Raw genomic sequence first — 23,115 nt, forward strand, 5'->3', positions numbered from 1 at the left:
CCGGAAGGCTGCAATGCAGAAGACGACGGCCCGAGCCGCGCGAGGCGACGGCGGAACCGCGGGCCTTGCCGCGCGTCCGCCCGCGGCGGGCGAAGGCAAGCGCGGCGAAAAAGGCTATCTCGGTTATCTCCTGCGTCAGGCGCAGGCCGCGGTGCGCCTCAGCATGGACCGCACGCTCACTGAGCTCGGCGTCACGCCGCCGCAATTCGCCGTACTGACGATGCTCAAGGCCTATCCCGGGCTATCGGGCGCCGACGTCGCCCGCCTCACCTTCCTGACGCCGCAGACCGTCGGCGTGATCATCCGCAACCTCGAGCGCGACGGTGCGATCCGCAAGGCACGCCATCCCGTCCACGGCCGCATCCTGCAATGGTCGCTGACGCCGCACGGCGCGACGCTGCTTCGGGGCTGCAGGCAACGGGTTTTGGACGTCGAAACACGCCTCAGCGCGGGGCTCGACGGCAAGACCGAAGCCGCGATCCGCCGCTGGCTCGCAAGGATCGCTACGGAGATGCAGGAGGGCTAGTCGCCGCCGCCCCAGTCGATATCGGGGAGGTCGAAATCGCCGCCCGTGCCGCGTCTGTCGCCATTGCCGAAGTTTTCCGCGAGGATCGCCACGACGACGACGATCAACCCGGCCGCGAAAGGCCAGGGATTGCTGCGGATCAGGTCCAGAAGCTCCTGCATGGCCGCGATTCTAGGCCTGGACGTGCAAAAGTTCCGTAAATCGAAGGGCCAAAAGTCGCGGATCGGTGTTTAGGTTTGACCAAGCCGGCGCCTGCGCGCGGGGCGGCTTCAGGCTAGGATATCCGCATGAAACAGCCTGATTCCTCGTTACGCCCGACCCGCCGCGCCCTGCTTCAATCCACCCTCGGTGCAGCCGCCCTGCTCGCCTCGCCAACACATGTGCTTGCCGCGCCACCCGGTTTCGACGAGTGGCGCGAAGCCTTTCGCGCCCGCGCGATGGCCAAGGGCATCTCGGCTGCGACCTGGCAACGCGCGATGGCGCGGGTCGAACCCGACATGAGCGTGTTCAAGCAGATCCGCAACCAGCCGGAATTCAACGAGCAGGTCTGGCAGTACATCAACCGCCGCGTCTCCGACTGGCGCATCATCAATGGCAAGATCGCGCTCAAGAACAACGAGCAATTGTTTGCGCGCATCGAGAAGGATTTTGGCGTCGAGCGCGGCACGCTGCTGGCGCTGTGGGGCGTGGAATCAGCCTATGGCGACCCGCTGGTGCAGCAGAACCACATGAAGCCGATCTTCCCTTCGCTTGCGGCGCTGGCCTGGAACGAGCCGCGCCGAAAGGCCTATTGGGAGACCGAGCTGATCAACGCCCTGAAGATCGTCGACAAGGGCTGGAGCACGCCGGAGGAGATGCGCGGCTCCTGGGCCGGCGCGATGGGCCATTCGCAATGGATGCCGGAAGTCTGGCTCAATGTCGGCATCGACTATGACGGCGACGGCAAGGTCTCGCCGTTCGGCCGGCCCGACGATGCGCTTGGGGCGACGGCAAAGTACCTGGTCAATCGCGGCAAATGGCACCGCGGCGAGCATTGGGGTTATGAGGTGCGCGCGAGCGGCAATATGAGCGGCAGCCGCACCTATGCGGCGTGGCAAGCGGCCGGCGTCACGCGCGCGGACGGCCAGCCGTTTCCGCAGCCGAATGCCTCAGCGCAGATGTGGGCGCCAGTTGCAGGCGGGCCGACGTTCCTGCTGGGGCCGAACTTCTATTCGGTGAAGAGCTACAATCCTTCGATGAACTATGCGCTCGCGATCTGCCATCTCGGCGACCGCTGCCTGGGCGCGCCGCCCTTCATCCAGCCCTTCCCCGGCTCCGAACGCGCGCTGACGCTCGCCGAGGTGCAGGAGATGCAGACGCGCCTGACCAAGGCCGGCTTCGACACCGGCGGCACCGACGGCCGCGTCGGCAACGACACGATGAAGGCGATCAAGGATTTTCAGCAGAAGGCCGGCATTGCGCCCGCGGACGGCTATGGCGGCTTGAAGGTGCTGGCAAAGCTGCGTCAGGGCGGATAGCGCGCGCTTTCCGTCTCAGTGCCGGTACTGCGGCTCTTCCGCATCGAGCTGGCGGCGGATTGCGGCGAGATGCAACCGTGCGGATTCGGAATCGCCCTCGCGCATCTGCCGGTAGGTCGCTTCCGCAATCGCGGGATCGACGGGCAACACCTTGCGTCCCGTCGACATCGCCAAGACCTGCACCTCGGCGGCGCGTTCGAGATAGTAGAGATCGTCCCAGGCCTCCGCGATGGTCGGCGCCAGCACCATCACGCCGTGATGCTTCATGAAGACGATGTCGGCATCGCCGACGGCAGATGCGATGCGGGCGCCTTCGCGGTTGTCGAGCGCCAGGCCGTTGTAGTCGCGGTCTACGGCCGTACGGCCATAGAATTTGAGCGCGGTCTGGCCGGCCCAGATCAAGGGATCCCCCTCGGTCATCGACAATGCCGTGGCATTGGGCATGTGGGTGTGGAAGGCAACCTTGGCGCGCGGCAGGCGCTTGTGAATTTCGGCGTGGATGTAGAACGCGGTCGCCTCGGGCACGCCCTCGCCATCGAGCACATGGCCGTGGAAGTCGCAAATCAGAAGCTTTGACGCGGTGAGTTCGCGAAAGGCGTAGCCATAGGGATTGACGAGGAAGAGGTCGTCGTGGCCCGGCACCACGGCCGAAAAATGATTGCAGATGCCTTCTTCAAAGCCGTTGCGCGCTGCCATCCGGAAACAGGCAGCGAGATCTTCGCGCGCGGTGCGGATCGCGTCGGTGGCGAGATCGGGGCGGTTCGACCCTGCCGATGTCGATGCGGACGCAGATGATGTGGCGTGAGACAGGCTGTGCGCCATGGCAAAGAACCTCTTGAGCTGATGGCACGCGTTGTACAGGGGCGTCGCATGCGCGTCAGCCCCTGCGACCGCCACCCTGCCCTTCGCGCCGTGCGGCCCTAAATCACGCCCGCCGCGGCACCGCACCCGCGTTCATGCCGCCGTCGATCACGAGCTCCGTGCCGGTGACGTAGCGCGAGGCATCGGACGCCAGATACAGCACGCCGCTCGCGATCTCCGCGGCCCGCCCGGCGCGGCCGAGCGGCGTTGCCATTTTCGCGCGCTCCTCGGGATCGATCGGCGCGTTCTGGCCGGCGCCGGCCGCGCCTGTCGGGATCTTGCCCCAGATCGGGGTGTCGATGATGCCGGGATGCACGGAGTTGACGCGGATGCCGTCGCCGACCGCCGCACATTCCATCGCGATGGACTTCGCGAACAGCCGCACGCCGCCTTTGGTCGCGGAGTAGCCGGCAAGTCCTGCCGCGCCGCGCAGGCCCGCGAGCGAGGACATCATGATGATGGAACCGCCGCCGTGCTTGCGCATCAGCGGCAGGCTGTATTTGACGGAGAGGAACACGCCGTCGAGGTTAATCGCGTTCTGCTTGCGCCAGTCGGCGAGCGTCATGTCTGTTATCGAGGGCACGGCAATGCCGATGCCGGCATTCGACACCAGCACGTCGAGCCTGCCGTACCGCTTGGCGATCTCGGCCGCGACCTCCGCCCAGCGCTCCTCGCTGGTGACGTCCTGCTCCAGGAAGATCGCCTTGCCGCCGGCCTTGGTCAGGCGCGCCACGACGTCTGGGCCGCGGAGCTCGTCAACGTCCGTCGCGATGACGGTCGCGCCCTCCTTCGCCAGCAATTCGACGACGGCTTCGCCGATGCCCGAGGCACCGCCGGTCACGAGCGCGACCTTGCCTTCAACCTGCCCTGTCATTTCAACTCCCTTTGTTATTGTTCTGTCTATCTGATGACCGATGGCCCCTGATCCGGCAATGCGACATCGATGACGCGCAATTGCACGCGCTCCACGCCCTGATAACGGTCGACCGACAACGAGCCCGCCACATGCAGGGCCTGGCCGCGGTTGGCGACCAGCGCGTTGCCGAGTTTTTGGCCGATCGATCGGAACGCGATGCCATTGACGATGGCGCCGTCGCCGGACTTGAAGCGCAGGCGCAGATGCGCCTGACCGACCTCGTCGGCATAGACGAGCTGATGCGACGGCAGCGCCAGCACCGGCTCCGGATTGCCGCTGCCGAAGGGACCGGCGCGGTTGAGCGTGGTCGCAAGCTCCGGCGTCACCGCGCGCGCGGCGACCGCGCCGTCGATGAAGAGCTCGTTGACGTGGCGCGCTTCGCTGACGTCGCGGGCGAGCGCGTCTTCGAGATAGGCGCGGAATTCGGCGAGTTTTTCCTTCCGCAGCGTCACGCCGGCCGCCATCGCGTGGCCGCCGCCCTTGAGCAGAATGCCATCGGCAACCGCCTGCCGCACCGCCTTGCCGAGATCGACGCCGGCAATCGAGCGGCCGGAGCCGGTGCCGATGCCGCCGGGCTCGAGCGCAATGGCAAAGGCAGGCCGTGAAAACTTCTCCTTCAGCCTGGATGCAACGAGTCCGACCACGCCGGGATGCCAGCCTTCCGAGGCCGTGACGATGACGCCGAGCTTGTCTTCAAAGCCGATCGAGGCCAGCGCCTCGGCTTCGGCCTGGGCTTCGGCGGCCTGCTCGATGACGCGGCGTTCGCCGTTGAGGCGGTCGAGCTCGGCGGCAATGCGCGCGGCTTCCACCGGGTCGCCTTCGAGCAGCAGCCGAACGCCGAGATCGGCGCGGCCGATGCGTCCGCCCGCATTGATCCGCGGCCCCAGCATGAAGCCGAGATGCCAGGCTTCCGGCGGGCCGTTGAGCCGCGCCACGTCCATCAGCGCGGTGTGGCCGACATGATCGCGCCGGCGCATCGCGATCAGCCCCTTGGCGACGAAGGCGCGGTTGAGCCCGATCAGCGGTGCTACGTCGGCAACGGTGCCCAGGGCCACGTGATGCAGCATGCCGAGCAGATCGGGCTCGGGCATTTCGCGGCTCCAGAAGCCGCGCTGGCGCAGTTCGCGGTTGACGGCGACCAGCGTCACCAGCACGAGGCCGACGGCCGCGAGATGGCCGAGGCCGGAGATGTCGTCGAGCCGGTTCGGGTTGACCAGTGCGTCAACCTCAGGAAGCTCCGTGCCGGCTTGATGATGGTCGATCACGACCACCGACATGCCGAGCCGCCGCGCCTCGGCGAGCGGCTCGATGCTGGTGGTGCCGCAATCGACGGTGACGAGCAGCGTCGCGCCCTTCCCGGCCAGCGCGCGCACCGCCTCGGTGTTGGGGCCATAACCCTCAAAAATCCGGTCGGGAATGTGGATCAGCGGATCGAGCCCGCAATGGCGCAAATGCCAGGCGAGCAGCGCGGCCGAGGTGGCGCCGTCGACGTCATAGTCGCCAAAGATCGCGACTTTTTCGCCGCGCGCGGCTGCGTCCGCGATGCGCTTCGCGGCCGCCTCCATCTGCGTCACCGTAAACGGGTCCGGCAGCAGTTTGCGGATGGTCGGATCGAGAAAATCCTCGACCGCGTCGATCTCGACGCCGCGGCCCGCCAAGACCCGCGCCAGGAGCTCCGGCAGTTGATGCCGTTGCACGATGGCGAGCGCCTTGGCCGCCCCGCGCGCGTCCAGCCGGTCGCGCCAGAGCTTTCCCGTCAGGGACTGCGCAACGCCGAGAAACGCCGGGGGCGTTTCGACGGGCAAGGCTATAACGGGCGGGGTCATGTTCGATTCGCTGGGTTTAACTCGCTCGTGCCAAGGGTACGCGGCGCGCGGTCGCTACGAGCCGGATTCGGCGGGAATGCTGCGCTGTTTGCAATGTCAGCGTCGAACAAAACGGTGGATTGCCGATTTCGTGTGCGCGCTGACTACCATTTGAGCAGCGCGCATGACAGCAAATTAAGTGAGCGTTAGGCGGAATCCTCGAAAAAGACCTGTATTCGATCTGTAATTTTTGGTTCCGCGTCATTGCAGATCAGACCTCATTGCAAGGGAATCCCCGATGTCTGCTGCGCTGGGTCTGAAGGCCAGGCCGATTGCGAACGGAACTACCAATCCCGATGCCGAAGACGATTCCGATATCTCCGCACTGATCAACCGGCTGACCGCCGAGGTCAACCAGATCGCGGTCGACAAGACCAAGTCGATCCAGCAGATCACCAATCAGATGAAGATGCTGGCGCTGAACGCGCTGATCGAAAGTTCGCGTGCCGGCGCGCAAGGCGCGGGCTTTGCGGTGGTGGCGCAGGAGGTGCGCGGCGTCGGCCAGCAGGTCGAGACCATCGCGCGCGAGCTGGAATCACAACTGACCAAGCGCACCGGCGATCTCGTCGCCTCGATCGAGCGGATGAGCCAGCGCTCGCGCGGCGAGCGCATGGTCGACATGTCGCTCAACGCCATCGAGCTGATCGACCGCAACCTCTATGAGCGCACCTGCGACGTGCGCTGGTGGGCGACGGATTCCGCAGTGGTCGATTGCGCCGCCGCCCCGAGCGCGGCCGCCGTCACGCACGCTTCGGAGCGACTTGCCGTCATCCTCGGCGCCTACACCGTCTATCTCGATCTCTGGCTCTGCGACCTCGAAGGCAATGTGATCGCCAACGGCCGCGCGGACCGGTTTCGCGTGGTCGGCCAGAACGTCGCCAACACAAAATGGTTTCGCGAGGCGAAGACGCTGCGCTCCGGCGACGACTATGTCGCCGGCGACGTCGAAAACCAGCCGCTGCTCGGCAATGCGCAGGTCGCGACCTATTGCGCCAGCGTGCGCGCCGGCGGCCAGGCTCACGGCGCGCCGATCGGCGTGCTTGCGATCCACTTCGACTGGGAGCCGCAGGCCCGCGCCATCGTCCAGGGCGTGCGCGTCGGCGACAGCGACAAGGCGCGCGTGTTGCTGGTCGACTCCCATTTTCGCGTGATCGCCGCCTCCGACGGCCAGGGCATCCTCAGCGAGCGCCTGACGCTGTCGGCGAACGGCCAGCGCTCGGGCTTCTACCACGACCGCACCGGCGCCCTCGTCGCCTTCCACGCCACCCCCGGCTACGAGACGTATCGGGGCCTGGGCTGGTACGGCGTGATCGTCTGCGGGGCCTGAGGCCGCCTTCCTCACCCAAAGCATCGAAACAACCCCATGCACAGTAGCCAGAGGTTGCCGGCGTATCGCCTGACCGAATTTCGGAAAAACAGTTGACACGTCGGGCAAATCGGGAGTAATGTGCAATCGTGGCGTGGCTTGGAAGCGCGCCTTTGCCCGTCCCGGCAACGAGCGCCTGACGGCAGCATAGGCTCATGCCTGCGGCCGAGTGCTGTCCGGACGGCACACGCCGTGGATCACGGCATCATTTCCCGGCGAGGAGATCGCTGCGGTTCACCCGGCTGAGCGACGTCTCCAACCGCAGGCCATCACGGCGGATTTCCTCGACGGTTTCGAACGTGAAGCGGATGTGCTCCGCCGCGGCGGCTTCGGCTTCCTTTGCCTTGCCGGCGATTACCGCTTGCGCGAGAGCCAGATGCTGCTCAAGCAGGTGGTCCCGCACGCCCTCGCGCAGATAAAGCTGTGCCCGGCCGTAGAAGATGTTGTTGCGCAAGAGGTCTGCGAGCGCGCGCATGACGTGCAGCAGGACCACGTTGTGGCTTGCTTCGTAGATCAGTAGATGGAGATCGACGTCTGCATCGCCCTCCTGTGTCGGGTCCTCCAGCCGATGCGCCTTCTTCATCCGTTCCACGCATTGCCGGATCGCCTGACGATCGACATCGGTCGCACGCATTGCCGCAAACCGCGCGGCGTGGGCCTCCTGGATACGCCGGAATTCGAAATAGTCCGCGGTGACCCGGGGCTTGTCCTGCAACAGCGTGGCGAGAGGCCTGAACAGCGGCGAAAGGAATTGTGCGACGAAGGTGCCTGAGCGGTCGCTCACCAGCAAGCCGCGGCTTTCGAGTATCTCGAGCGCTTCGCGCAGCGACGGACGCGAAATTTCGAGCTTCTCGGCAAGCTCACGTTCGGGCGCGAGGCGCTCGCCCGGCCGCAATACGCCTTCCAGGATGAGCTTTTCGATGTGCTCTGCCATGGCTTCCGAAATTTTCGGCGTTCGCACGACCATCGCCCTATCCATTTGGCAGACCGGAAGAATATGACGCAACGACATACCTCGGTCAAGGTTTCGAACAGTTTCCAGCCACGGTCAATTATATTTCCTAATTGACATCTTGGTAAATTATTTTTACCAGACCTCGAAATTCAAGATCGCGGTCAAGCGACGAGCTCCATTGGAAACATGAGGAGGCCTTCGTGGCGTGGACCCAGATTTACGACCCCTTCAACAATCCCTGGCTTTCGACGGCGGCAGCCGCGCTGCCCGTCATCGTGCTCTTGGGCGCAATCGCGATTTTCGAGATCAAGGCACATTGGGCTGCGATCCTGGGATTGGCTGCAGCGTTGGCCGTCGCGATCTTCGGTTTCGGAATGCCCGTTGCGATGGCCGGCATGTCCGCCGCCTACGGCGCCGCGTTCGGCTTGCTTCCGATCGGCTGGCTGGTGCTCAACATCATCTTTCTCTATCAGCTCACCAACGAAAAAGGCGAGTTCGAGGTCTTGCAGCGCTCGATCAGCAGCCTTAGCGACGACAGACGGCTGCAGTTGCTCTTCATCGCATTTTCCCTTGGCGCCTTCTTCGAAGGCGCCGCCGGCTTCGGCACGCCGGTCGCGGTGACGGCTGCCATGCTGATCGGCCTCGGTTTCTCGCCGCTCGCAGCTTCCGGCCTGTCGCTGATCGCCAACACTGCACCCGTTGCATACGGCGCATTGGGAACGCCGGTGATTGCACTTGCCGCCGTCACGGGCCTCGATCTGCAGGCGCTCTCCGGCATGATCGGACGGCAACTACCGTTCTTCTCCCTGCTCGTCCCGTTCTGGCTGATCTGGGCCTTCGTCGGCTTCCGCAAGATGGCGGAGATCTGGCCTGCTATCGCCGTTGCCGGCGTGTCGTTCGCCATTCCGCAATATCTCGTATCCAACTTCCACGGGCCGTGGCTGGTCGACGTCATCGCAGCGATCACGTCGATGACGTGCCTGTGGGCGTTCCTGCGGGTCTGGCGGCCGAAACACGTCCTGAAAGAGATGCCGGAGGGATTTGGCAGGGCGCAGGCGGACGAGGCGCATGAGCATGAGGTCGACCAGACCTCCAAGGCAGCGATTGCCCGGGCCTGGATGCCCTGGATCATCCTCTCCGTGTTCGTGTTCGCCTGGGGTACGCCCCAGGTGAAGGCCTGGCTCGACGGCATCTGGATCGGCCGTTTCCCGGTCGAAGGGCTTCACAATCTTGTTCTCAAGGCTCCACCTGTCGTGGCCAAGCTATCCCCGGAGTCCGCGGTTTACGCGTTCAACATCCTGTCGGCGGCGGGCACGGGCATCTTCCTCTCGGCGCTGCTGTCGGGACTCCTGCTCGGCTATACCCCGCTGGGTCTGGTCAGAGTCTTCGGCAGGACGCTGGCCCTCGTGCGCTATTCGCTGCTGACGATCGCCTGCATGCTGGCGCTGGGCTTCGTCACCAAATACTCGGGCACCGACGCGACGCTCGGTCTTGCCTTGGCGAAAACGGGGATGTTCTACCCGTTCTTCGGCGCCATGATCGGGTGGCTCGGCGTCGCACTCACCGGCTCCGACACCTCCTCCAACGTGCTGTTCGGAGGCTTGCAAAAGATCAGCGCCGAGCAGCTCGGCCTGAATCCGGTGCTGATGGCCGCCGCCAACAGCTCCGGCGGCGTGATGGGCAAGATGATCGATGCCCAGAGCATCGTCGTCGCCTCGACCGCCACCAAATGGTACGGCCACGAGGGCACTATCCTGCGCTTCGTGTTCTTTCACAGCCTTGCGCTGGCCGCCCTTGTCGGCCTGCTGGTGCTCGGTCAGGCTTATCTCTGGCCGCTCACGCTCCTGGTTCACTGACGCGCTACGGCGGGAGGCGCTGAGTCTCCCGCCTCTCGTTGGCCGCTCCGCAATCGGACAAGAGTAAGGAGGATGGATAATGCGCCTCAACCAGTGTCACAATTTCCACGATTTCCGGCGGCTCGCGCGCCGGCGTCTGCCGGGGCCGATCTTCGACTACATCGATGGCGGGGCGGACGACGAAACCAGCCAGCGCCGCAACAGCCGGAGCTTCGAGGATTGCGACCTCGTTCCGAACGTCTTGCGCGGCGTGCGCGACGTCGACCTGTCGGTGACGGTCATGGGTCAGAAGCTTGCGACGCCGTTCTACTGTTCGCCAACTGCGTTGCAGCGGCTGTTCCATCACCAGGGTGAGCGTGCCGTCGCGGCGGCCGCCGCCAAGATCGGGACGATGTTCGGCGTCTCCTCGCTCGGCACCGTCAGCATCGAGGAGTTGCGCAAGGCGCACGACGTACCGCAGGTCTATCAGTTCTATTTCCACCGCGACCGCGGTCTCAACCGTGCCATGATGCAACGGGCCCGGGACGCGGGCGTTGAGGTCATGATGCTCACGGTGGACAGCATCACCGGCGGAAACCGCGAGCGCGATCTGCGCACGGGGTTCAGCATTCCCTTCCGCCTGACCCTCGCTGGCATGCTGCAATTCGCGATCAAGCCGATGTGGGGACTCCAGTACGCAACACACGCGCGCTTCAGGTTGCCGCAACTGGAGGATCATGTCGACATGAGCGGCGGCGCCATGTCGATCGGACGCTATTTTACGGACATGCTCGACCCTTCCATGGACTGGGGCGATGTTGCTGAAATGGTGCGGAACTGGAACGGGCCGTTCTGCCTCAAGGGCGTCATGTCCGTCGAGGACGCGCGACGCGCGATCGACATCGGCTGCAAGGGCATCATTCTGTCCAACCATGGCGGCCGGCAGCTCGACGGATCGCGCGCGGCTTTCGATCAGCTCGCCGAGATCGTCGACGCCGTAGGCGACCGGATCGATGTGATGATGGATGGCGGTGTGCAGCGTGGAACGCACATCCTCAAAGCACTCTCGCTCGGCGCCAAAGCCGTCGGCCTGGGCCGCTACTACCTCTACCCGCTCGCAGCCGCAGGCCAGGCCGGCGTCGAGCGTGCACTCGGCTTGCTCCGCGCGGAACTCGAGCGCGACATGAAGCTGATGGGGTGCACCTCAGTGGCACAGCTCTCGCGAGCCAATTTGCGTTTCAGGTCGACGAGCTAAGGCCTCCGAGCAAGCCTCAGCCGTTGCCCCGCTTCCAAAACCAGCGCGCGAGTGGGAGGGCAAGGCCAGCCCCGACGAGCCGGGCCGCCATGAACCCGGCAAGCCCGGCCGACACCACTGGAAAATCAGCACGACGGGCAAATCGGGGTAATATGCGATCGTCGGGAGGCCAGCTCCAACGCTACGCCCCCCTCGACTGGTTCGTTCTCGCCCACAGCAGCGCGAACGGACCCAGCATTATCCCGGCGGCGAGAACCGTGAACACCAGCAGCCAGCCGCTCGCGCTCTGCGATCCGCCGGCAATGTCGAGTGCCACGCCCGTCCCCCAGGCCCCGAGTGCCGACAGGCCGAAACCCACCGTGGAATGCAAGGCGAGAGTTGCGCCACGGTGTTCGGGCACGGCCGCGGCCGACATGCCGGCGGTCAGCGCGCCTGAATCAGCCGGCACGGTCAGGCCATAGAGGACCATCAGCAGCGCCAGCACCCATGCGGGGGCCGTCGCGTTGAGGCCGATGACCAGTGCCACGCAAGCCGAAGCAATCATCACAACCGTGATCGCCCGATGGCGGCCGAACTTCAGCGCCGCCTCGTTGCCGAGGATGCTGGCCGGCATCGAGATGACCGCGAAGCAGAAGCTCATCACGACCGGGGTCAACCAGGACGGCGCGCCTTGATGTGCGACAACGAACGTCCAGAACCCGACCAACCAGGTGCGGATGCCGTACAGTTCGAAGCAGTGAGCGCCATAACCCAGGATGTAACCAAGGGCCTCGCGATTGGCGAAGACGGGTCCGAAGTTCAGCAGACGAGCCGCTTTCGCAGCGGGCCTGCGACCCTCGATCAGAAGACACGCCACCACCATCGCAACGGGACCAAGGCCGGTCACGAGGAAGGCAGACCGCCATCCCCAACGATCAGCGACAATTTGCGCCACCAGAAACGAGATGCCGACGCCGACCGAGAAGCTCGACGTGTAGAGAGTGACCGCCCGTGAGGTGTCGCCAGCAGGCAGCCGATCCGTCAACGCCTTCAGGCCCGGCATGTAGGCGCCGGCAAATCCGAGGCCAGCAAGGGACCAGATCACCGTGCCCGACCAGAACCCTTGCGCGAAGATGCCGAAGGCAGCCGTGGCGAGCCCACTGACGATCGAGCCCCAGAGCAGAACGAGCCGCGCATCGATCCGATCGGTCAACGTCGTCAATACCGGAACTGCGAGCATGTAGCCGAACGCATAGCCGCTCGCCATCAAGCCGCCTTCGGCGGCGGAGAGCCCCCACGCCGGCATAAGATGCTGCGCCAGGTTTGCGGACAGCGTGACATGTGGCAGCAGATTTCCAACCTGCCCGATGCACATCACCGCGATCAGGGACCGTCCGCTCAAGCTATGAATTTCGTCCTCCCACCTGGAGCTGCCTTGATGGCGACGGGTTCGCGCGAAGGAGCAGAAGCGCGAAGAATGCGGAGACCGAGGTGAGCGCGCAGATCCACAGCGCACCGCGCCCGATGTGCTCGACCATCAACCCCAGCACCAGCGGTGCGGCGGCGCCGGTCAGCCGAGACGGAAGCGAAATCATGCCGACACGCTTGCCGAATCCCACCGGTCCAAACAACACCAATGGCAGCGTGCCACGCGCGATCGTGATGATCCCGTTGCCGGCTCCGTAGAGAGCGGCGAAAACCGGCGCAAAGAATGAACCTCCTGCGATCAACGTGACAACACCGATCGGATTCATGAGCATGGCGAGCCTCGCCGACAACAGCGGATGGAACCGGGCGAGAAAGCCCGCTTCGAGGAGACGCGCACCGACCTGGGCAGGGCCGACCAACGTTCCCGCGAGCAGGGCTTGCGCCGGCGTGGCTCCAAACGCGACCAGCATCGACGGCAGAATGGCCGAAACGCCGGAGCTGACGAAGCTTGCTGCCGCAAACATGTAGGCCAGCACGCCCATCGCAAACGTCTCGCTCTGGCCCGCGGGATGCGGGCTCGCTCCGGAAGTCGGTTGGGAGACCTGATCGAGTGGCGTAGCCCGCGGCAGCAAAAGATTGAGCGGCAAAGCGAGGCAGACGTGGATGACCGCCCATATCTGGCAGGCCGCCCGCCAGCCGTATTCGGCGTCGAGCCAGGTCGTGAGCGGCCAGCCAACGGTGCTCGCAAAGCCAGCGATCAAGGTGATGCCGGTGATCGACCTTCGAGCGCCGGTGCCGTAGATGCGCGCGAGCGTTGCAAATGCCGCCTCGTAAAGACCCAGACCCATGCCGATCCCGAGCAGCATCCACGAGGCAATCAGCAACGCTGCGCCATGGGCTCCGGATAGCAGCAGCAAACCTGCGGCAAAGACAGCGTTCGAGCTTACGAGCAGGCTACGCCCGCCGAACTGGTCGATCGCATGACCGACACGCGGGCCGAGGACACCGGAAAGGATGAGCGCACCCGAGAGCGCCCCGAACACGTAAGTCGGCGCAAGATCAAGATCCCGCGCGATCGGAGCAGCGAGGACTGCCGGAAGATAATAGCTCGACGCCCACGCAATGGTTTGCGTGGTGCCGAGCGCGACTACAACGGCGAGCGGGCCTTCAGCTTGGCCCGCGAGGACTTGCTTCATGAACAACCGCACCCCGAAGCGCCTGCCTTCTTCGCCGTTTCATCGGCAGCACAGCATGCCGATGTATCTTCCTTCGCCGGCCCGCCGCAACACCCCGATGCAACGGCGGCGGACTCGAGGCCACCACGCGTACAGACACCGGTCTCCGGCAGCACAAGTTCCACTCTCGCCGCGGCCTTCTTGTCACCGGCGATATCGGCGGCGATCGAGCGGACCTGTTCATAGCCCGTCATCATGAGGAAGGTCGGGGCGCGACCATACGACTTCATTCCGGCCAGATAGAAGCCCGGCTCGTCATGTGCGAGCTCGCGAGCGCCGTGCGGGCGCACCGTCCCGCAGCTATGCTCGTTGGGATCGATGAGCGGTGCGAGGGCGACCGGCGCCTCGATGGCCGGATCAAGCCGCAGACGCAGTTCCGACAGGAATGAAAAGTCGGGACGGAAGCCCGTTGACACGGTCAATTCATCCGCGATCACGCTTCGCGCACCGGAGCAGGCGCCGGCTGCGATCCGGAGGCGCCCATCGGATTCCGACAGGTGCGTGACGCCGAATTCGGTCTCTACCCGGATCTTCCCAGCGGAAACGAGGGCAGCGAAGGCGGCACCGAGTTCGCCGCGTGCGGCAAGCTTGTCATTGCGACCGCCACCGAAGGCCTTCGCGGGATCGGCGCCGCGCAACAGCCAGACGGGCTGCGTCGCTGGCACCTCGTCGGCGAGATGCACGAGATCGATCAGCGTGCCTACGGCGGAGTGGCCAGCGCCGAGGACGGCAATGGTCTTGCCGGCATATCTGGCACGATCGGCTCCCCGCACATCCGGCATGCCGTACGCGATGCGGTGGGCTTGCTCAGGCTCGCCGATCGCCGGCAAGCCGTTGCGGCCGGCCGGATTGGGGGAGAACCAGGTGCCGGAAACATCGATGACGGCCTCAGCGCGCAGCACCTCAGGGCCTTTGCCGTTCTGATAGCGGATTTCGAAGGGCGCTTGCTCTCGTCCCTTCGTCTTCGCCTTGTCGAAGCCCACACGGCTGATCGCCGTGACGCGACTGGAAGTCCGAATTGCCTCGCGCAATGGCGTTCGCGTCGCGAGCGGCTCGAGGTAGCGGTCGATCAGTTCGGAGCTGGTCGGATAGGACTTTGGCTCCGGCGAGTTCCATCCCGTCGGCGCCAGCAGGCGCGCAGCGGCCTTGTCGACGTTGTACTCCCACGGCGAGAAGAGCTGGACGTGCTGCCACTGGCGCACCGCGTGTCCGGCTTCGGGCCCGGCCTCCAGCACGATGGGCGACATTCCGCGTTCGAGCACGTGCGCCGCCGCTGCGAGGCCGACGGGGCCCGCCCCAATGATAGCGACCGTCTTTGCATCGTTCACTTCGAATCTCCCATCTTTCTGGAATAATCGAATAAGACTGCAAAAAAATCAGGCCGCCGTTCGGGCGTCCTTGCATCCCGCCTCGTCGGCGCAGCATTCCGCTGTCAGGAACTGGAGCAGACCCCGCATCGCATCGTAGTTCGCATGGCAGACTAGGGTCGTCGATTCCCTGACCTGACTGACAAGTCCGACGGAGACCAAAGCTTTGATGTGGTGCGAGAGTGTCGACGCTGGGACCTTCAGCTTCTCCTGCAGACGGCCGACGGGCATGCCTGAGTGCCCTGCCCGAACCAAGGCCCTATAGATCTGGAGCCGTGTCCGATTGCCCAAGGCTTCCAGGCCTGCTGCTGCGTCATCAATCTTCATGCTCACACGATGTGCCGAGCCACTCTCGTTGTCAACTGTATTTCTAGAATGTTCGAAATATGTATTTGGACCAGAAGGCTGGTGCTTGGAAATTCCGGATTGACGCACTCCTATTAATTCCATAAGTCTGGATATATGGAAACTGAAGAGGCCGTTCTGGCCCTCTCTGCCCTGTCTCAGTCGACCCGACTGGAGGCCTTCCGGACGCTGGTCAAGCATGAGCCTGACGGCCTTGCAGCGGGCGACCTCGCTCGCCTGTTGGCAGTCCCGCAGAACACGCTGTCGGCGCATCTGTCGATCCTGACTCGTGCGCGCCTTGTGACATCCGAACGGCGCAGCCGCTCGATCGTCTACCGCGCCAATCTCACTGAGATTCGAGATGTCGCAGTTTTCCTGCTTCGGGATTGCTGTGGCGGGAGGCCGGAAGTTTGCGAGCCGGTCGTTCAAACCCTGCAATCCTGCTGCTCCCCAAAGCGAAAGGAACGAAGCGGTGCCTGACCACGTCTACAATGTTCTGTTCCTGTGCACCGGCAATTCGGCGCGCTCGATCCTCGCTGAGTCGATTCTTCGCAAGGACGGCGCCGGGCGCTTTCAGTCCTTCTCAGCCGGCAGCACCCCGAAAGGCGCGGTCCACCCGCTGGCACTGCGCACGCTGGAAAGCATGGACTATCCCGCTGACGGGATGCGATCGAAGAGCTGGCTTGAGTTCGCGGTCCCCGATGCGCCGGTGATGGATTTCGTCTTCACGGTTTGCGACAATGCGGCCGGCGAGGCCTGCCCGATCCGGCCGGGACAGCCGATGACTGCGCACTGGGGTATCGAGGATCCTGCCTCAGCAGAAGGCACCGATCTGGAGAAGCAGGCGGCGTTCGTCACGGCGTTCCGCTATCTCAAGAATCGGATCGATACCTTCGTCAACCTCCCGCTCAGGAGCATCGACAAGCTCTCGCTCGGCACCAAGCTGCGCGAGATCGGCCGCTCTGACGGTGCAACACGTTCAGAGCCGAAGGCCGGCTGATGGAAACGTTCGACCTTTCGCGACGCCTGGCCGCCGAAGCCCTCGGTACAGCTATTCTCGTAGCTACCGTTGTCGGTTCTGGCATCATGGCGGAAACACTGACCAAGGACGTCGCCCTTGCGCTTCTCTGCAACACCTTGCCAACCGGAGCCATCCTCGTCGTCCTGATCACCGTACTTGGTCCGATCTCCGGCGCCCATTTCAATCCGGCTGTCACGCTGGTCTTCACCGGCAAGCGCGAGCTGCCGGTGAATGAGGCCCTGCTCTACATCATCGCCCAGATCGTCGGCGGCGCCATCGGGACGATGGTGGCCCACCTGATGTTCGCGCTCCCCCTGGTTGACCTGTCGATCAAGGTTCGGACCGGCGGAGCGCAATGGTTTGCGGAAGCCGTGGCTGCCTTCGGATTGGTCGCCACGATCCTTGCCGGCATCCGCTTCCAGCGCGGGGCCGTCCCTTGGCTGGTAGGCCTCTACATCACGGCCGCGTATTGGTTCACCGCATCGACGTCATTTGCCAATCCGGCGGTCGCAATTGCGCGTTCCCTGACGAACACCTTTTCCGGCATTCGCCCGACCGACCTTCCGGGATTCATTCTCGCCGAACTCTTCGGAGCAATCGCCGGCATGCTGCTGATGAACTGGCTTCTCGGGCGCGCCGATGTGCGCGGCCCCGTTGCCATTACGGAGACCCGATGATGAGCGTCACGATCTATCACAATCCGGACTGCGGTACCTCGCGCAACACGCTGGCGATGATCCGGCAGAGCGGCGTCGAGCCTGTCGTCGTTGAATACCTCAAGACGCCGCCATCGCGCGAGAAGCTCAGAGAGCTGATCGCTGCAATGGGAATCCCGGCCCGCGCTCTGCTGCGCGAGAAAGGAACGCCGTATAAAGAGCTCGGATTGGGTGATCTCAAGTGGACCGACGACGAACTGCTCGATTTCATGATGGCGCATCCCATCCTCATCAATCGCCCGATCGTGGTTACGCCAAAGGGCGTGCGATTGTGCCGGCCCTCGGAAGACGTGATCGACCTCCTGGATGATCCCGTCGGCCGTTTCGTCAAGGAAGACGGCGAAGTCGTCGAAGCCCGCCATGAAACCTGAACTCCTGTTCAGCAAAGTTTCCTCGAGGTTCCTGCAACACCCGGTACCCCCAGTCGTTAGTCCCTCTGCGCAAACGATGCACAGGAGGAACAGATGAAGAAGCTCACTTACGCTCTTGCAGCGGCAGCGACGCTTGCAATCGGTGCCCCGACCATCGCGAATGCGGGCGGTTTCGGCGTCTATGTCGGCGGCGACTCCGGCTATTACGGGGACCGCTACTACAATGGTCCGCGGGCACGATTCTACGGTCACGACCGCGGCTGGCACAACGGCTGGTACCATCGTGATTACGACCGCGGCGTCGTGATCCGCCGTTATCATCACTGGGATGACTAACGCAGCCCGCTAAAGTCGGCAGGAAAGGCCTCGCCTCGGCGAGGCCTTTCCGCGACGCCATCTGCATAAAGCCGATCACATCGCCGAACTACCCGAGATGCCTGCGTAACATTCCCGCAGCATCCATCGCGGCACACCATCCGAACACGATGGCAGGGCCGATCATCGTCCCCGGCCCCGGATAGGTGCCGCGAAAGATCGAGGATGCATCGGTCCCGGCGGCGTAGAGGCCGGGGATGACTGTCCCGCTGCCGGTCAGAACACGCGCGGCTGAATCCGTATGCAGGCCGGCACTGCTCGCGAGATCGGACGGCCAGACTGCGACCGCGTAATACGGTCCTGGTCCGATCCGGCGCAGGCACGGGTTGGGCCTGCTCAGGGGGTCGCCGTTGAAGCGGTTCAACGCACTCGACCCGCGGCCGAAGTCTTCGTCCACGCCGGTTTCGGCATAGCGGTTGTATCGCGCGATGGTCTGGGCAAGCCCATCCCCGTCAACGCCGATCTTTGCGGCCAGGGCCTCGATGGTCTCGCCCTCGATCAGATATTTGGCCTTTAGGAAGCGGTCGAGATATCTGGTGCCGGGATGGACCAGGCCGATGCCGAAATCCCTGATGAAGCTGCGATCGCAGATCAGGAAAGCCGGCACACCTGACGCGGTGGACGCGTTCGAGCGGAGCATCGCGGCCACGAAGTCGTGGTAGGAGTCGGCTTCATTGACGAAACGACGGCCCGATGTGTTGACGGCAAGCAGTCCCGGCTTGGCGCGATCGAGCATGATGTGGGGGAAGACTGACACATGGCCGTCGTCTTGCGTCATGACCGAAACAGGCATCCACAGGCCCGGGCTTTCGAGGTCGCGCGCGATGACGGCATTGACGCGCTCGGCCGCCAAAATGCCGTCGCCGGTGTTGGACGAAGGCGTCATTGAGTAGCGGCGCACGCCTTCCGGAAACAACCGTTCGCGCAGTTCGCGGCTCCAGCCGATACCGCCCGTCGCCAGCACCACGCCCTTGCGGGCGCGGACCGTCAACTCTCCGGCCGGAGTCGAGAGGACGGCGCCGACGACGGCGTCACCCCTGTAGACAAGCTCGCTGAGCCCTGTCTCGTAGCGCAGGTCGACGCCGGCACGGCGGATATCGGCAAACAACCTGGCGACCAGCGCGTTGCCCATGATCAGGCGTGTTCCCCGCTTGTAGCTGGTACGATCGAGCGCATGCCGGGCGAGAATGCCAACGACATGTCTGAGGTGCGCCCAACTGCGGAACGGAGCCACCAGTGCCGGAATATCGGTCTTTCCGACCATCATGCCGCCGAGAACCAAAAACTCCCGACGCGGCGGCCTGATGCGCGCAAAGTCGGCGCCGAGCTTACGGCCGTCGTAGGGAATGGCGCCGAGGGCACGACCGCCGATCGCAGCGCCCGGCAGGTTCTTGTAGTCAGGGTGCACGGGTGGCGCAGCGAACTGCACGCTCGTCTTCTGTTCGAGATAGTCGAGCACGATGGGGCCGGCCTTGAGGAACGTCTCCAGGCGCTCGTCCGTCGCATGCGCGCCGAGTAGTGCCGCGAGATAGGTCCGGGCCGCTTCGAGCGTATCAGGCGTGCCTGCGCGCTGGCTTTGACGGCTTCCCGGAATCCAGACAGTCCCGGCGGAGGTCGCGGTGGTGCCACCCACCATGTCAGACTATTCGCAAAGGATGACCTGGAGCCCCTCAAGGGCGCCGACCAGCGCGGCGGTCATGCCGGCCGCACCGGCGCCGAAAACCAGGAGATCGGTCTCGACATCCGAGGCACGATCGACTTGCGGCATCGCGAGCCCCCTTCCGCTCACACCGGGTTGCGCGCCCTCGCGACGACGGCTTTCGCCGCCTGCAGCGCGCGGCGCGCTCGCGTCTCGCTGTCAACGGTTTTCGCCAGCTGAACGGTCGGAACCTCGATGCTGACCGTCAGATCGTCGGGCATCGCCCTCGCGAGCCCAACGAGATCGATGCCGCCCTCGCCCGGAAACATCCGCTCCTCGCGCGCGGCATGGATGAGCTGCTCCGTCGTCGCCGGGCGCTCGGCCGGGCCGTCGCAGATCTGCCAGTAGTGAAGGCGTTTTGCCTGGATGGTGCCGATATCCGCGAGCGAGCTTCGCGACCGGTCGAAATGCAGCGCGTCGACCAGAATGCCGGCAGCGGGATGATCGACCTCGCCGACGATGCGCATCGCCGTCTTCAGGTCCGGGACGCTGGTCCAGGGCATGAATTCGAGGTCGGACGTCAGTCCATATTTTGCGGCCGCCTCGCAAAATTGCCGGTAGCGATCGGAGAACCGCGCCAGGTCCGGATCGTAGGCTGCGACGAGAATGTGTTTTGCGCCAAGCCGCGCGCCTGCTTCGAAGAAGGGCGTGAACGACCCGATGTCCGTGTCGGGCCGGAACGCAACGACTTCGAGATCGGCGACCGTCACACCCGTCGCCTGCATTCGTCGCAGCGTCTCCCGGAACAGCGGCTCATCATCCATCAGGCGATAGGCAATCCCATCAGGCGTTGCCGGCAACAGCCTGAGCCCGACCATTTCGTAGCCACAGCGCGCCGCGACCTCGATCATCTCGGGCGGCGCGAGCTCCAGCACGGTCAATGCGGCGAGCGAGAAATTTGCCATCAGCTGAAATCCGCGAGGCGGGCGTCGAGCGAAAACATGCTCTGATAGACCTCAGGCTCGCTCGCCCGGTCCAGAACGTCAGGCACAATCTCGGCCGCCTTCCGCAAGGCCGCCTGCAGCGACGCCGTGTCCAGCGCCTCGATCAACAGGAGCCCTGCGAAAAACCCCTCGTTCTTCCGCATGCCTTTCTCTGTTGAGGGTACCGAGGTCCGCGCTTCATCGGTCGCGCCGATCTGCACGGCGGCAACCCCGTCGCAGGCGACGAGCGCTTCGGCCAATCCCTGGGGATCAACCGGCAACTGCTCGATCCGTAGCGCCATGATCGTGGCGCCCTCGCCGTGCCCCGCGCGCGCGCGCATGATGCCCCCGCCCCGCCTGAAATTGCCGAGCTTTGGCATGATGCGCTGCGACCACGCCGTCGGCGCGTTGAGACGCGCCAGATAGGCCTCGCCGTCGAGCACCTCGGGCGTTTCCAGCTCGTACAGGATGAAGAAGCGGTTGATGTCGTCCCTCACAGCGCGGAAGACACGCGATGCCAGGAAGCCCTTGGTGGTCACGCGCTCGGTCGTGTGCTCGCGCGTCAGCCAGTGCCGGTAATCGACGAGGTCGCTCGTCTCGACGTCGCTCCAGATGGCGAGAAAGCCCGCTCCGCGCATCCCGCCCCCCGTTCTTTGTTTGAGCATGATCTCCGCGCAAACGCGTTCCGCGTTTGTCGCGAGAGAAAACCGCTGCGCACTTTTCCGGATCATGCTCTACGCCTTGCCGCCGGCGGCGATCCCGTGCAGGGCCGCCGGAATCGTTGCAGGCAATTGTCCGAGCCGCTGCACCGCCGCCAGGATCGCGGCGAGATAGCCGTAGGGACCGAGACCGCAAATGACTGAGGTGCAGGCGCTCGACGTGATCGAGTGACGATGCAGCTCGTCCCGCGCGTGGATGTTCGAGATGTGTACCTCGATCTTCACACCCTCAAAAATCTTCAGCGCATCGATCAGCGCGATCGAGGTGAAGGAATAGGCCGCGGGGTTCATGATGATCGCATCCGCCTTGCCATGGGCTGATTGAATGAGGTTGACGAGCTCGCCCTCCATGTTCGACTGGTGGAACGAGATCGACACACCGAGATGATCGGCAAGCGCCTGGCAGCTCGCCTCGATCTCCCCGAGCGTCGTCGAGCCGTAGATGTGCGGTTCCCTGATGCCGAGGAAATTGAGGTTGGGTCCATTGAGGATCATGATCCTTGCGGCCATTTCGCCCTTTCCTTCTCATTTTTTCGACGCGATACCAGGCGAGAGGATTAACCGCCGAACCACTTTGCCGGAATCGTCACCAGCCCCGAGAACAGCACCATCGCGAACAGCACGATAAGCTGCGCGATCATGAAGGGCCAGACGCCCTTGATGATGTCCTCCATGCTGATCCTGGACACGCCGCACACGACGTTGAGCACGATGCCGACCGGTGGCGTGATCAGGCCGATGGAATTGTTGATGATGAAGAGGACGCCGAAATAGACGGGGTCGATGTGCGCCGCCTTGATGATCGGCATCAGGATCGGCGTCAGGATCAGGATCGTCGGCGTCATGTCGAGTGCCGTTCCCACGATCACCACCACGACCATGATCGCCAGCATCAGCATGGTGTTGTTGCCCATGAAGGGTTTCAGGAGATCGACGACCTGGGCGGAGATTTCGGACACCGTGATGAGCCAGGACGACACCAGCGCCGCGGCGACCAGGAACATCACCACACTCGTCGTCACGGCCGAGGACACCAGGACCGCGTAGAGCTCCGACCATTTCAGCTCGCGATAGATACAGGTCGCGACGAACAGCGAGTAGACGGCGACAACCACGCCAGCCTCGGTCGGCGTGAAGATGCCAAAGCGCAGACCCACGATGATGATCCCGGGCAGCATCAGCGCCCAGAAACCGTCGATGATGGCGTGCACGACTTCACGCAGCGAGGCCCTCGGCGGCGGCGACAGGTTTTCCTTGCGCACGACCCAGTACCAGGCCGCGCAGAGGCCCAATCCGAGCAGCAGGCCGGGCACGATGCCGGCGAGAAACAGTTTTGAGATCGACACGTTGGCGGCGACGCCAAAGATCACGAATCCGATGCTGGGCGGGATGACGGGACCGATGACGCCGCCGGCGGCGACGAGGCCGGCCGCGTAGGTCTTCTTGTGTCCCGCCGCCACCATCATCGGCACCAGCAGCGCCGCGAGCGCAGCCGCATCGGCCGCGGCCGATCCCGAGAGCGACGAGAGGATGCAGGCCGCAAGAATGGTCACGTAGCCGAGGCCGCCGCGGAAATGGCCGACCGCAACCAGGGCGACATTGACGATGCGCTTGGCGAGCCCGCCCTTGTTCATGATCTCGCCGGCGAGCATGAAGAAGGGAATGGCCATCAGCGGAAAGCTGTCGGCGCCGTTGATGACGTTCTGTGCCACGATCTGGGAATCGAACATGTCGATCGTGCTCATCAGGGCCACGCCGCAGATGAGGAGCGCAAACGCAATCGGCATGCCCAAGGCCATGGCGCCGAGCAACGAGACGGTGAAGACGGCGATCGTCATGGC

The 23,115-nt window shown here is 64.3% G+C and carries 25 protein-coding genes; 10 read left to right on the plus strand and 15 right to left on the minus strand.

Translation table 11 applies throughout. The annotated features are described in order from the left end of the window. The first annotated feature begins 13 nt into the window (after positions 1-13). Entirely contained in the window at positions 14-526 is a 513-nt protein-coding gene (locus tag KUF59_RS23415) for a MarR family winged helix-turn-helix transcriptional regulator (RefSeq protein ID WP_249140480.1), read from the plus strand. Here KUF59_RS23415 and KUF59_RS23420 read toward each other — a convergent pair. Continuing rightward, the gene (locus tag KUF59_RS23420; protein WP_212459867.1) at positions 523-687 is read right to left on the minus strand and encodes a hypothetical protein; all 165 of its coding nucleotides are present in this window, start codon (positions 685-687) and stop codon (positions 523-525) included. The genes KUF59_RS23415 and KUF59_RS23420 overlap by 4 nt on opposite strands. Before the next feature lie 126 nt (positions 688-813). On the opposite strand from KUF59_RS23420, the gene KUF59_RS23425 reads away from it, so the two are divergent. Continuing rightward, positions 814-2,043 (plus strand): lytic murein transglycosylase, encoded by a 1,230-nt coding sequence (locus KUF59_RS23425; RefSeq protein WP_212459866.1) that lies wholly within the window; start codon positions 814-816, stop codon positions 2,041-2,043. A 15-nt stretch (positions 2,044-2,058) separates the two neighbouring features. On the opposite strand, the gene KUF59_RS23430 is transcribed toward KUF59_RS23425, so the two are convergent. The 3 genes from KUF59_RS23430 to recJ all read right to left on the minus strand — a co-directional run bounded on the left by KUF59_RS23430 (position 2,059) and on the right by recJ (position 5,646). Continuing rightward, positions 2,059-2,865 carry an aldolase gene (locus KUF59_RS23430; RefSeq protein WP_212459865.1) on the minus strand — a complete coding sequence of 269 codons (807 nt, stop codon included), beginning with the start codon at positions 2,863-2,865 and terminating at the stop codon, positions 2,059-2,061. 103 nt (positions 2,866-2,968) lie between these two features. After that, positions 2,969-3,778, minus strand: coding sequence for an SDR family NAD(P)-dependent oxidoreductase (locus KUF59_RS23435; protein ID WP_212459864.1), 810 nt, complete (start codon positions 3,776-3,778; stop codon positions 2,969-2,971). 26 nt (positions 3,779-3,804) lie between these two features. Next, positions 3,805-5,646, minus strand: coding sequence for a single-stranded-DNA-specific exonuclease RecJ (recJ, locus tag KUF59_RS23440; protein ID WP_212459863.1), 1,842 nt, complete (start codon positions 5,644-5,646; stop codon positions 3,805-3,807). A 277-nt stretch (positions 5,647-5,923) separates the two neighbouring features. Between recJ and KUF59_RS23445 the strand changes: the two genes are divergently transcribed. Next, positions 5,924-7,012 (plus strand): methyl-accepting chemotaxis protein, encoded by a 1,089-nt coding sequence (locus KUF59_RS23445; protein ID WP_212459862.1) that lies wholly within the window; start codon positions 5,924-5,926, stop codon positions 7,010-7,012. Between the two features lie 244 nt (positions 7,013-7,256). Here the strand turns inward: KUF59_RS23445 and KUF59_RS23450 are convergent, their stop codons facing one another. Next, positions 7,257-8,018, minus strand: coding sequence for an FCD domain-containing protein (locus KUF59_RS23450; protein ID WP_212459861.1), 762 nt, complete (start codon positions 8,016-8,018; stop codon positions 7,257-7,259). 188 nt (positions 8,019-8,206) lie between these two features. Between KUF59_RS23450 and KUF59_RS23455 the strand changes: the two genes are divergently transcribed. Then, on the plus strand, positions 8,207-9,862 hold the full coding sequence (locus tag KUF59_RS23455; RefSeq protein ID WP_212459860.1) for an L-lactate permease: 1,656 nt from the start codon (positions 8,207-8,209) through the stop codon (positions 9,860-9,862). A gap of 79 nt (positions 9,863-9,941) precedes the next feature. Next, positions 9,942-11,096, plus strand: a complete 1,155-nt coding sequence (locus KUF59_RS23460) for an alpha-hydroxy acid oxidase (RefSeq protein ID WP_212459859.1) — start codon at positions 9,942-9,944, stop codon at positions 11,094-11,096. A gap of 181 nt (positions 11,097-11,277) precedes the next feature. Here KUF59_RS23460 and KUF59_RS23465 read toward each other — a convergent pair whose 3' ends face one another. Genes KUF59_RS23465 through KUF59_RS23480 form a run of 4 tightly spaced genes read right to left on the minus strand, consistent with a single transcriptional unit; the run spans position 11,278 to position 15,432 of the window. After that, on the minus strand, positions 11,278-12,450 hold the full coding sequence (locus KUF59_RS23465) for an MFS transporter (protein ID WP_212459953.1): 1,173 nt from the start codon (positions 12,448-12,450) through the stop codon (positions 11,278-11,280). A gap of 28 nt (positions 12,451-12,478) precedes the next feature. Further along, positions 12,479-13,699, minus strand: a complete 1,221-nt coding sequence (locus KUF59_RS23470; RefSeq protein WP_212459858.1) for an MFS transporter — start codon at positions 13,697-13,699, stop codon at positions 12,479-12,481. Beyond that, positions 13,696-15,066, minus strand: a complete 1,371-nt coding sequence (locus tag KUF59_RS23475) for an NAD(P)-binding domain-containing protein (RefSeq protein ID WP_212459857.1) — start codon at positions 15,064-15,066, stop codon at positions 13,696-13,698. Before KUF59_RS23475 ends, KUF59_RS23470 begins: the two co-directional genes overlap by 4 nt. Positions 15,067-15,114: 48 nt before the next feature. Further along, positions 15,115-15,432 (minus strand): ArsR/SmtB family transcription factor, encoded by a 318-nt coding sequence (locus tag KUF59_RS23480; protein WP_212459856.1) that lies wholly within the window; start codon positions 15,430-15,432, stop codon positions 15,115-15,117. Between the two features lie 135 nt (positions 15,433-15,567). Between KUF59_RS23480 and KUF59_RS23485 the strand changes: the two genes are divergently transcribed. The 5 genes from KUF59_RS23485 to KUF59_RS23505 all read left to right on the plus strand — a co-directional run bounded on the left by KUF59_RS23485 (position 15,568) and on the right by KUF59_RS23505 (position 17,894). Then, positions 15,568-15,930: an ArsR/SmtB family transcription factor gene (locus KUF59_RS23485; RefSeq protein ID WP_212459855.1), complete on the plus strand. Its 363-nt coding sequence runs from the start codon at positions 15,568-15,570 to the stop codon at positions 15,928-15,930. Continuing rightward, positions 15,923-16,450: an arsenate reductase ArsC gene (locus KUF59_RS23490; RefSeq protein WP_212459854.1), complete on the plus strand. Its 528-nt coding sequence runs from the start codon at positions 15,923-15,925 to the stop codon at positions 16,448-16,450. Before KUF59_RS23485 ends, KUF59_RS23490 begins: the two co-directional genes overlap by 8 nt. Next, positions 16,450-17,148 (plus strand): aquaporin, encoded by a 699-nt coding sequence (locus KUF59_RS23495; protein WP_212459853.1) that lies wholly within the window; start codon positions 16,450-16,452, stop codon positions 17,146-17,148. Before KUF59_RS23490 ends, KUF59_RS23495 begins: the two co-directional genes overlap by 1 nt. Continuing rightward, positions 17,148-17,558, plus strand: coding sequence for an arsenate reductase (glutaredoxin) (gene arsC, locus KUF59_RS23500; RefSeq protein WP_258770033.1), 411 nt, complete (start codon positions 17,148-17,150; stop codon positions 17,556-17,558). Before KUF59_RS23495 ends, arsC begins: the two co-directional genes overlap by 1 nt. A gap of 93 nt (positions 17,559-17,651) precedes the next feature. After that, on the plus strand, positions 17,652-17,894 hold the full coding sequence (locus tag KUF59_RS23505) for a hypothetical protein (RefSeq protein WP_212459852.1): 243 nt from the start codon (positions 17,652-17,654) through the stop codon (positions 17,892-17,894). An 88-nt stretch (positions 17,895-17,982) separates the two neighbouring features. Here the strand turns inward: KUF59_RS23505 and KUF59_RS23510 are convergent, their stop codons facing one another. The 6 genes from KUF59_RS23510 to KUF59_RS23535 all read right to left on the minus strand — a co-directional run bounded on the left by KUF59_RS23510 (position 17,983) and on the right by KUF59_RS23535 (position 23,112). Further along, the gene (locus KUF59_RS23510; protein ID WP_249140479.1) at positions 17,983-19,569 is read right to left on the minus strand and encodes an FAD-binding protein; all 1,587 of its coding nucleotides are present in this window, start codon (positions 19,567-19,569) and stop codon (positions 17,983-17,985) included. A 6-nt stretch (positions 19,570-19,575) separates the two neighbouring features. Continuing rightward, positions 19,576-19,701, minus strand: a complete 126-nt coding sequence (locus tag KUF59_RS23515) for an FAD-binding protein (protein WP_249140478.1) — start codon at positions 19,699-19,701, stop codon at positions 19,576-19,578. 17 nt (positions 19,702-19,718) lie between these two features. Further along, on the minus strand, positions 19,719-20,537 hold the full coding sequence (locus KUF59_RS23520) for a sugar phosphate isomerase/epimerase family protein (RefSeq protein WP_212459851.1): 819 nt from the start codon (positions 20,535-20,537) through the stop codon (positions 19,719-19,721). Beyond that, positions 20,537-21,193: a hypothetical protein gene (locus KUF59_RS23525; RefSeq protein ID WP_212459850.1), complete on the minus strand. Its 657-nt coding sequence runs from the start codon at positions 21,191-21,193 to the stop codon at positions 20,537-20,539. The genes KUF59_RS23520 and KUF59_RS23525 overlap by 1 nt, the downstream gene beginning before the upstream one ends. Before the next feature lie 96 nt (positions 21,194-21,289). Next, entirely contained in the window at positions 21,290-21,784 is a 495-nt protein-coding gene (locus KUF59_RS23530) for a type II 3-dehydroquinate dehydratase (protein ID WP_212459849.1), read from the minus strand. A gap of 47 nt (positions 21,785-21,831) precedes the next feature. Next, a complete protein-coding gene (locus KUF59_RS23535) occupies positions 21,832-23,112 on the minus strand; it encodes a TRAP transporter large permease (RefSeq protein ID WP_258767194.1) in 1,281 nt (426 codons plus the stop codon). Positions 23,113-23,115: the final 3 nt, after the last annotated feature.

This window comes from Bradyrhizobium arachidis (assembly GCF_024758505.1).
Classification (GTDB): Bacteria; Pseudomonadota; Alphaproteobacteria; order Rhizobiales; family Xanthobacteraceae; genus Bradyrhizobium; species Bradyrhizobium manausense_C.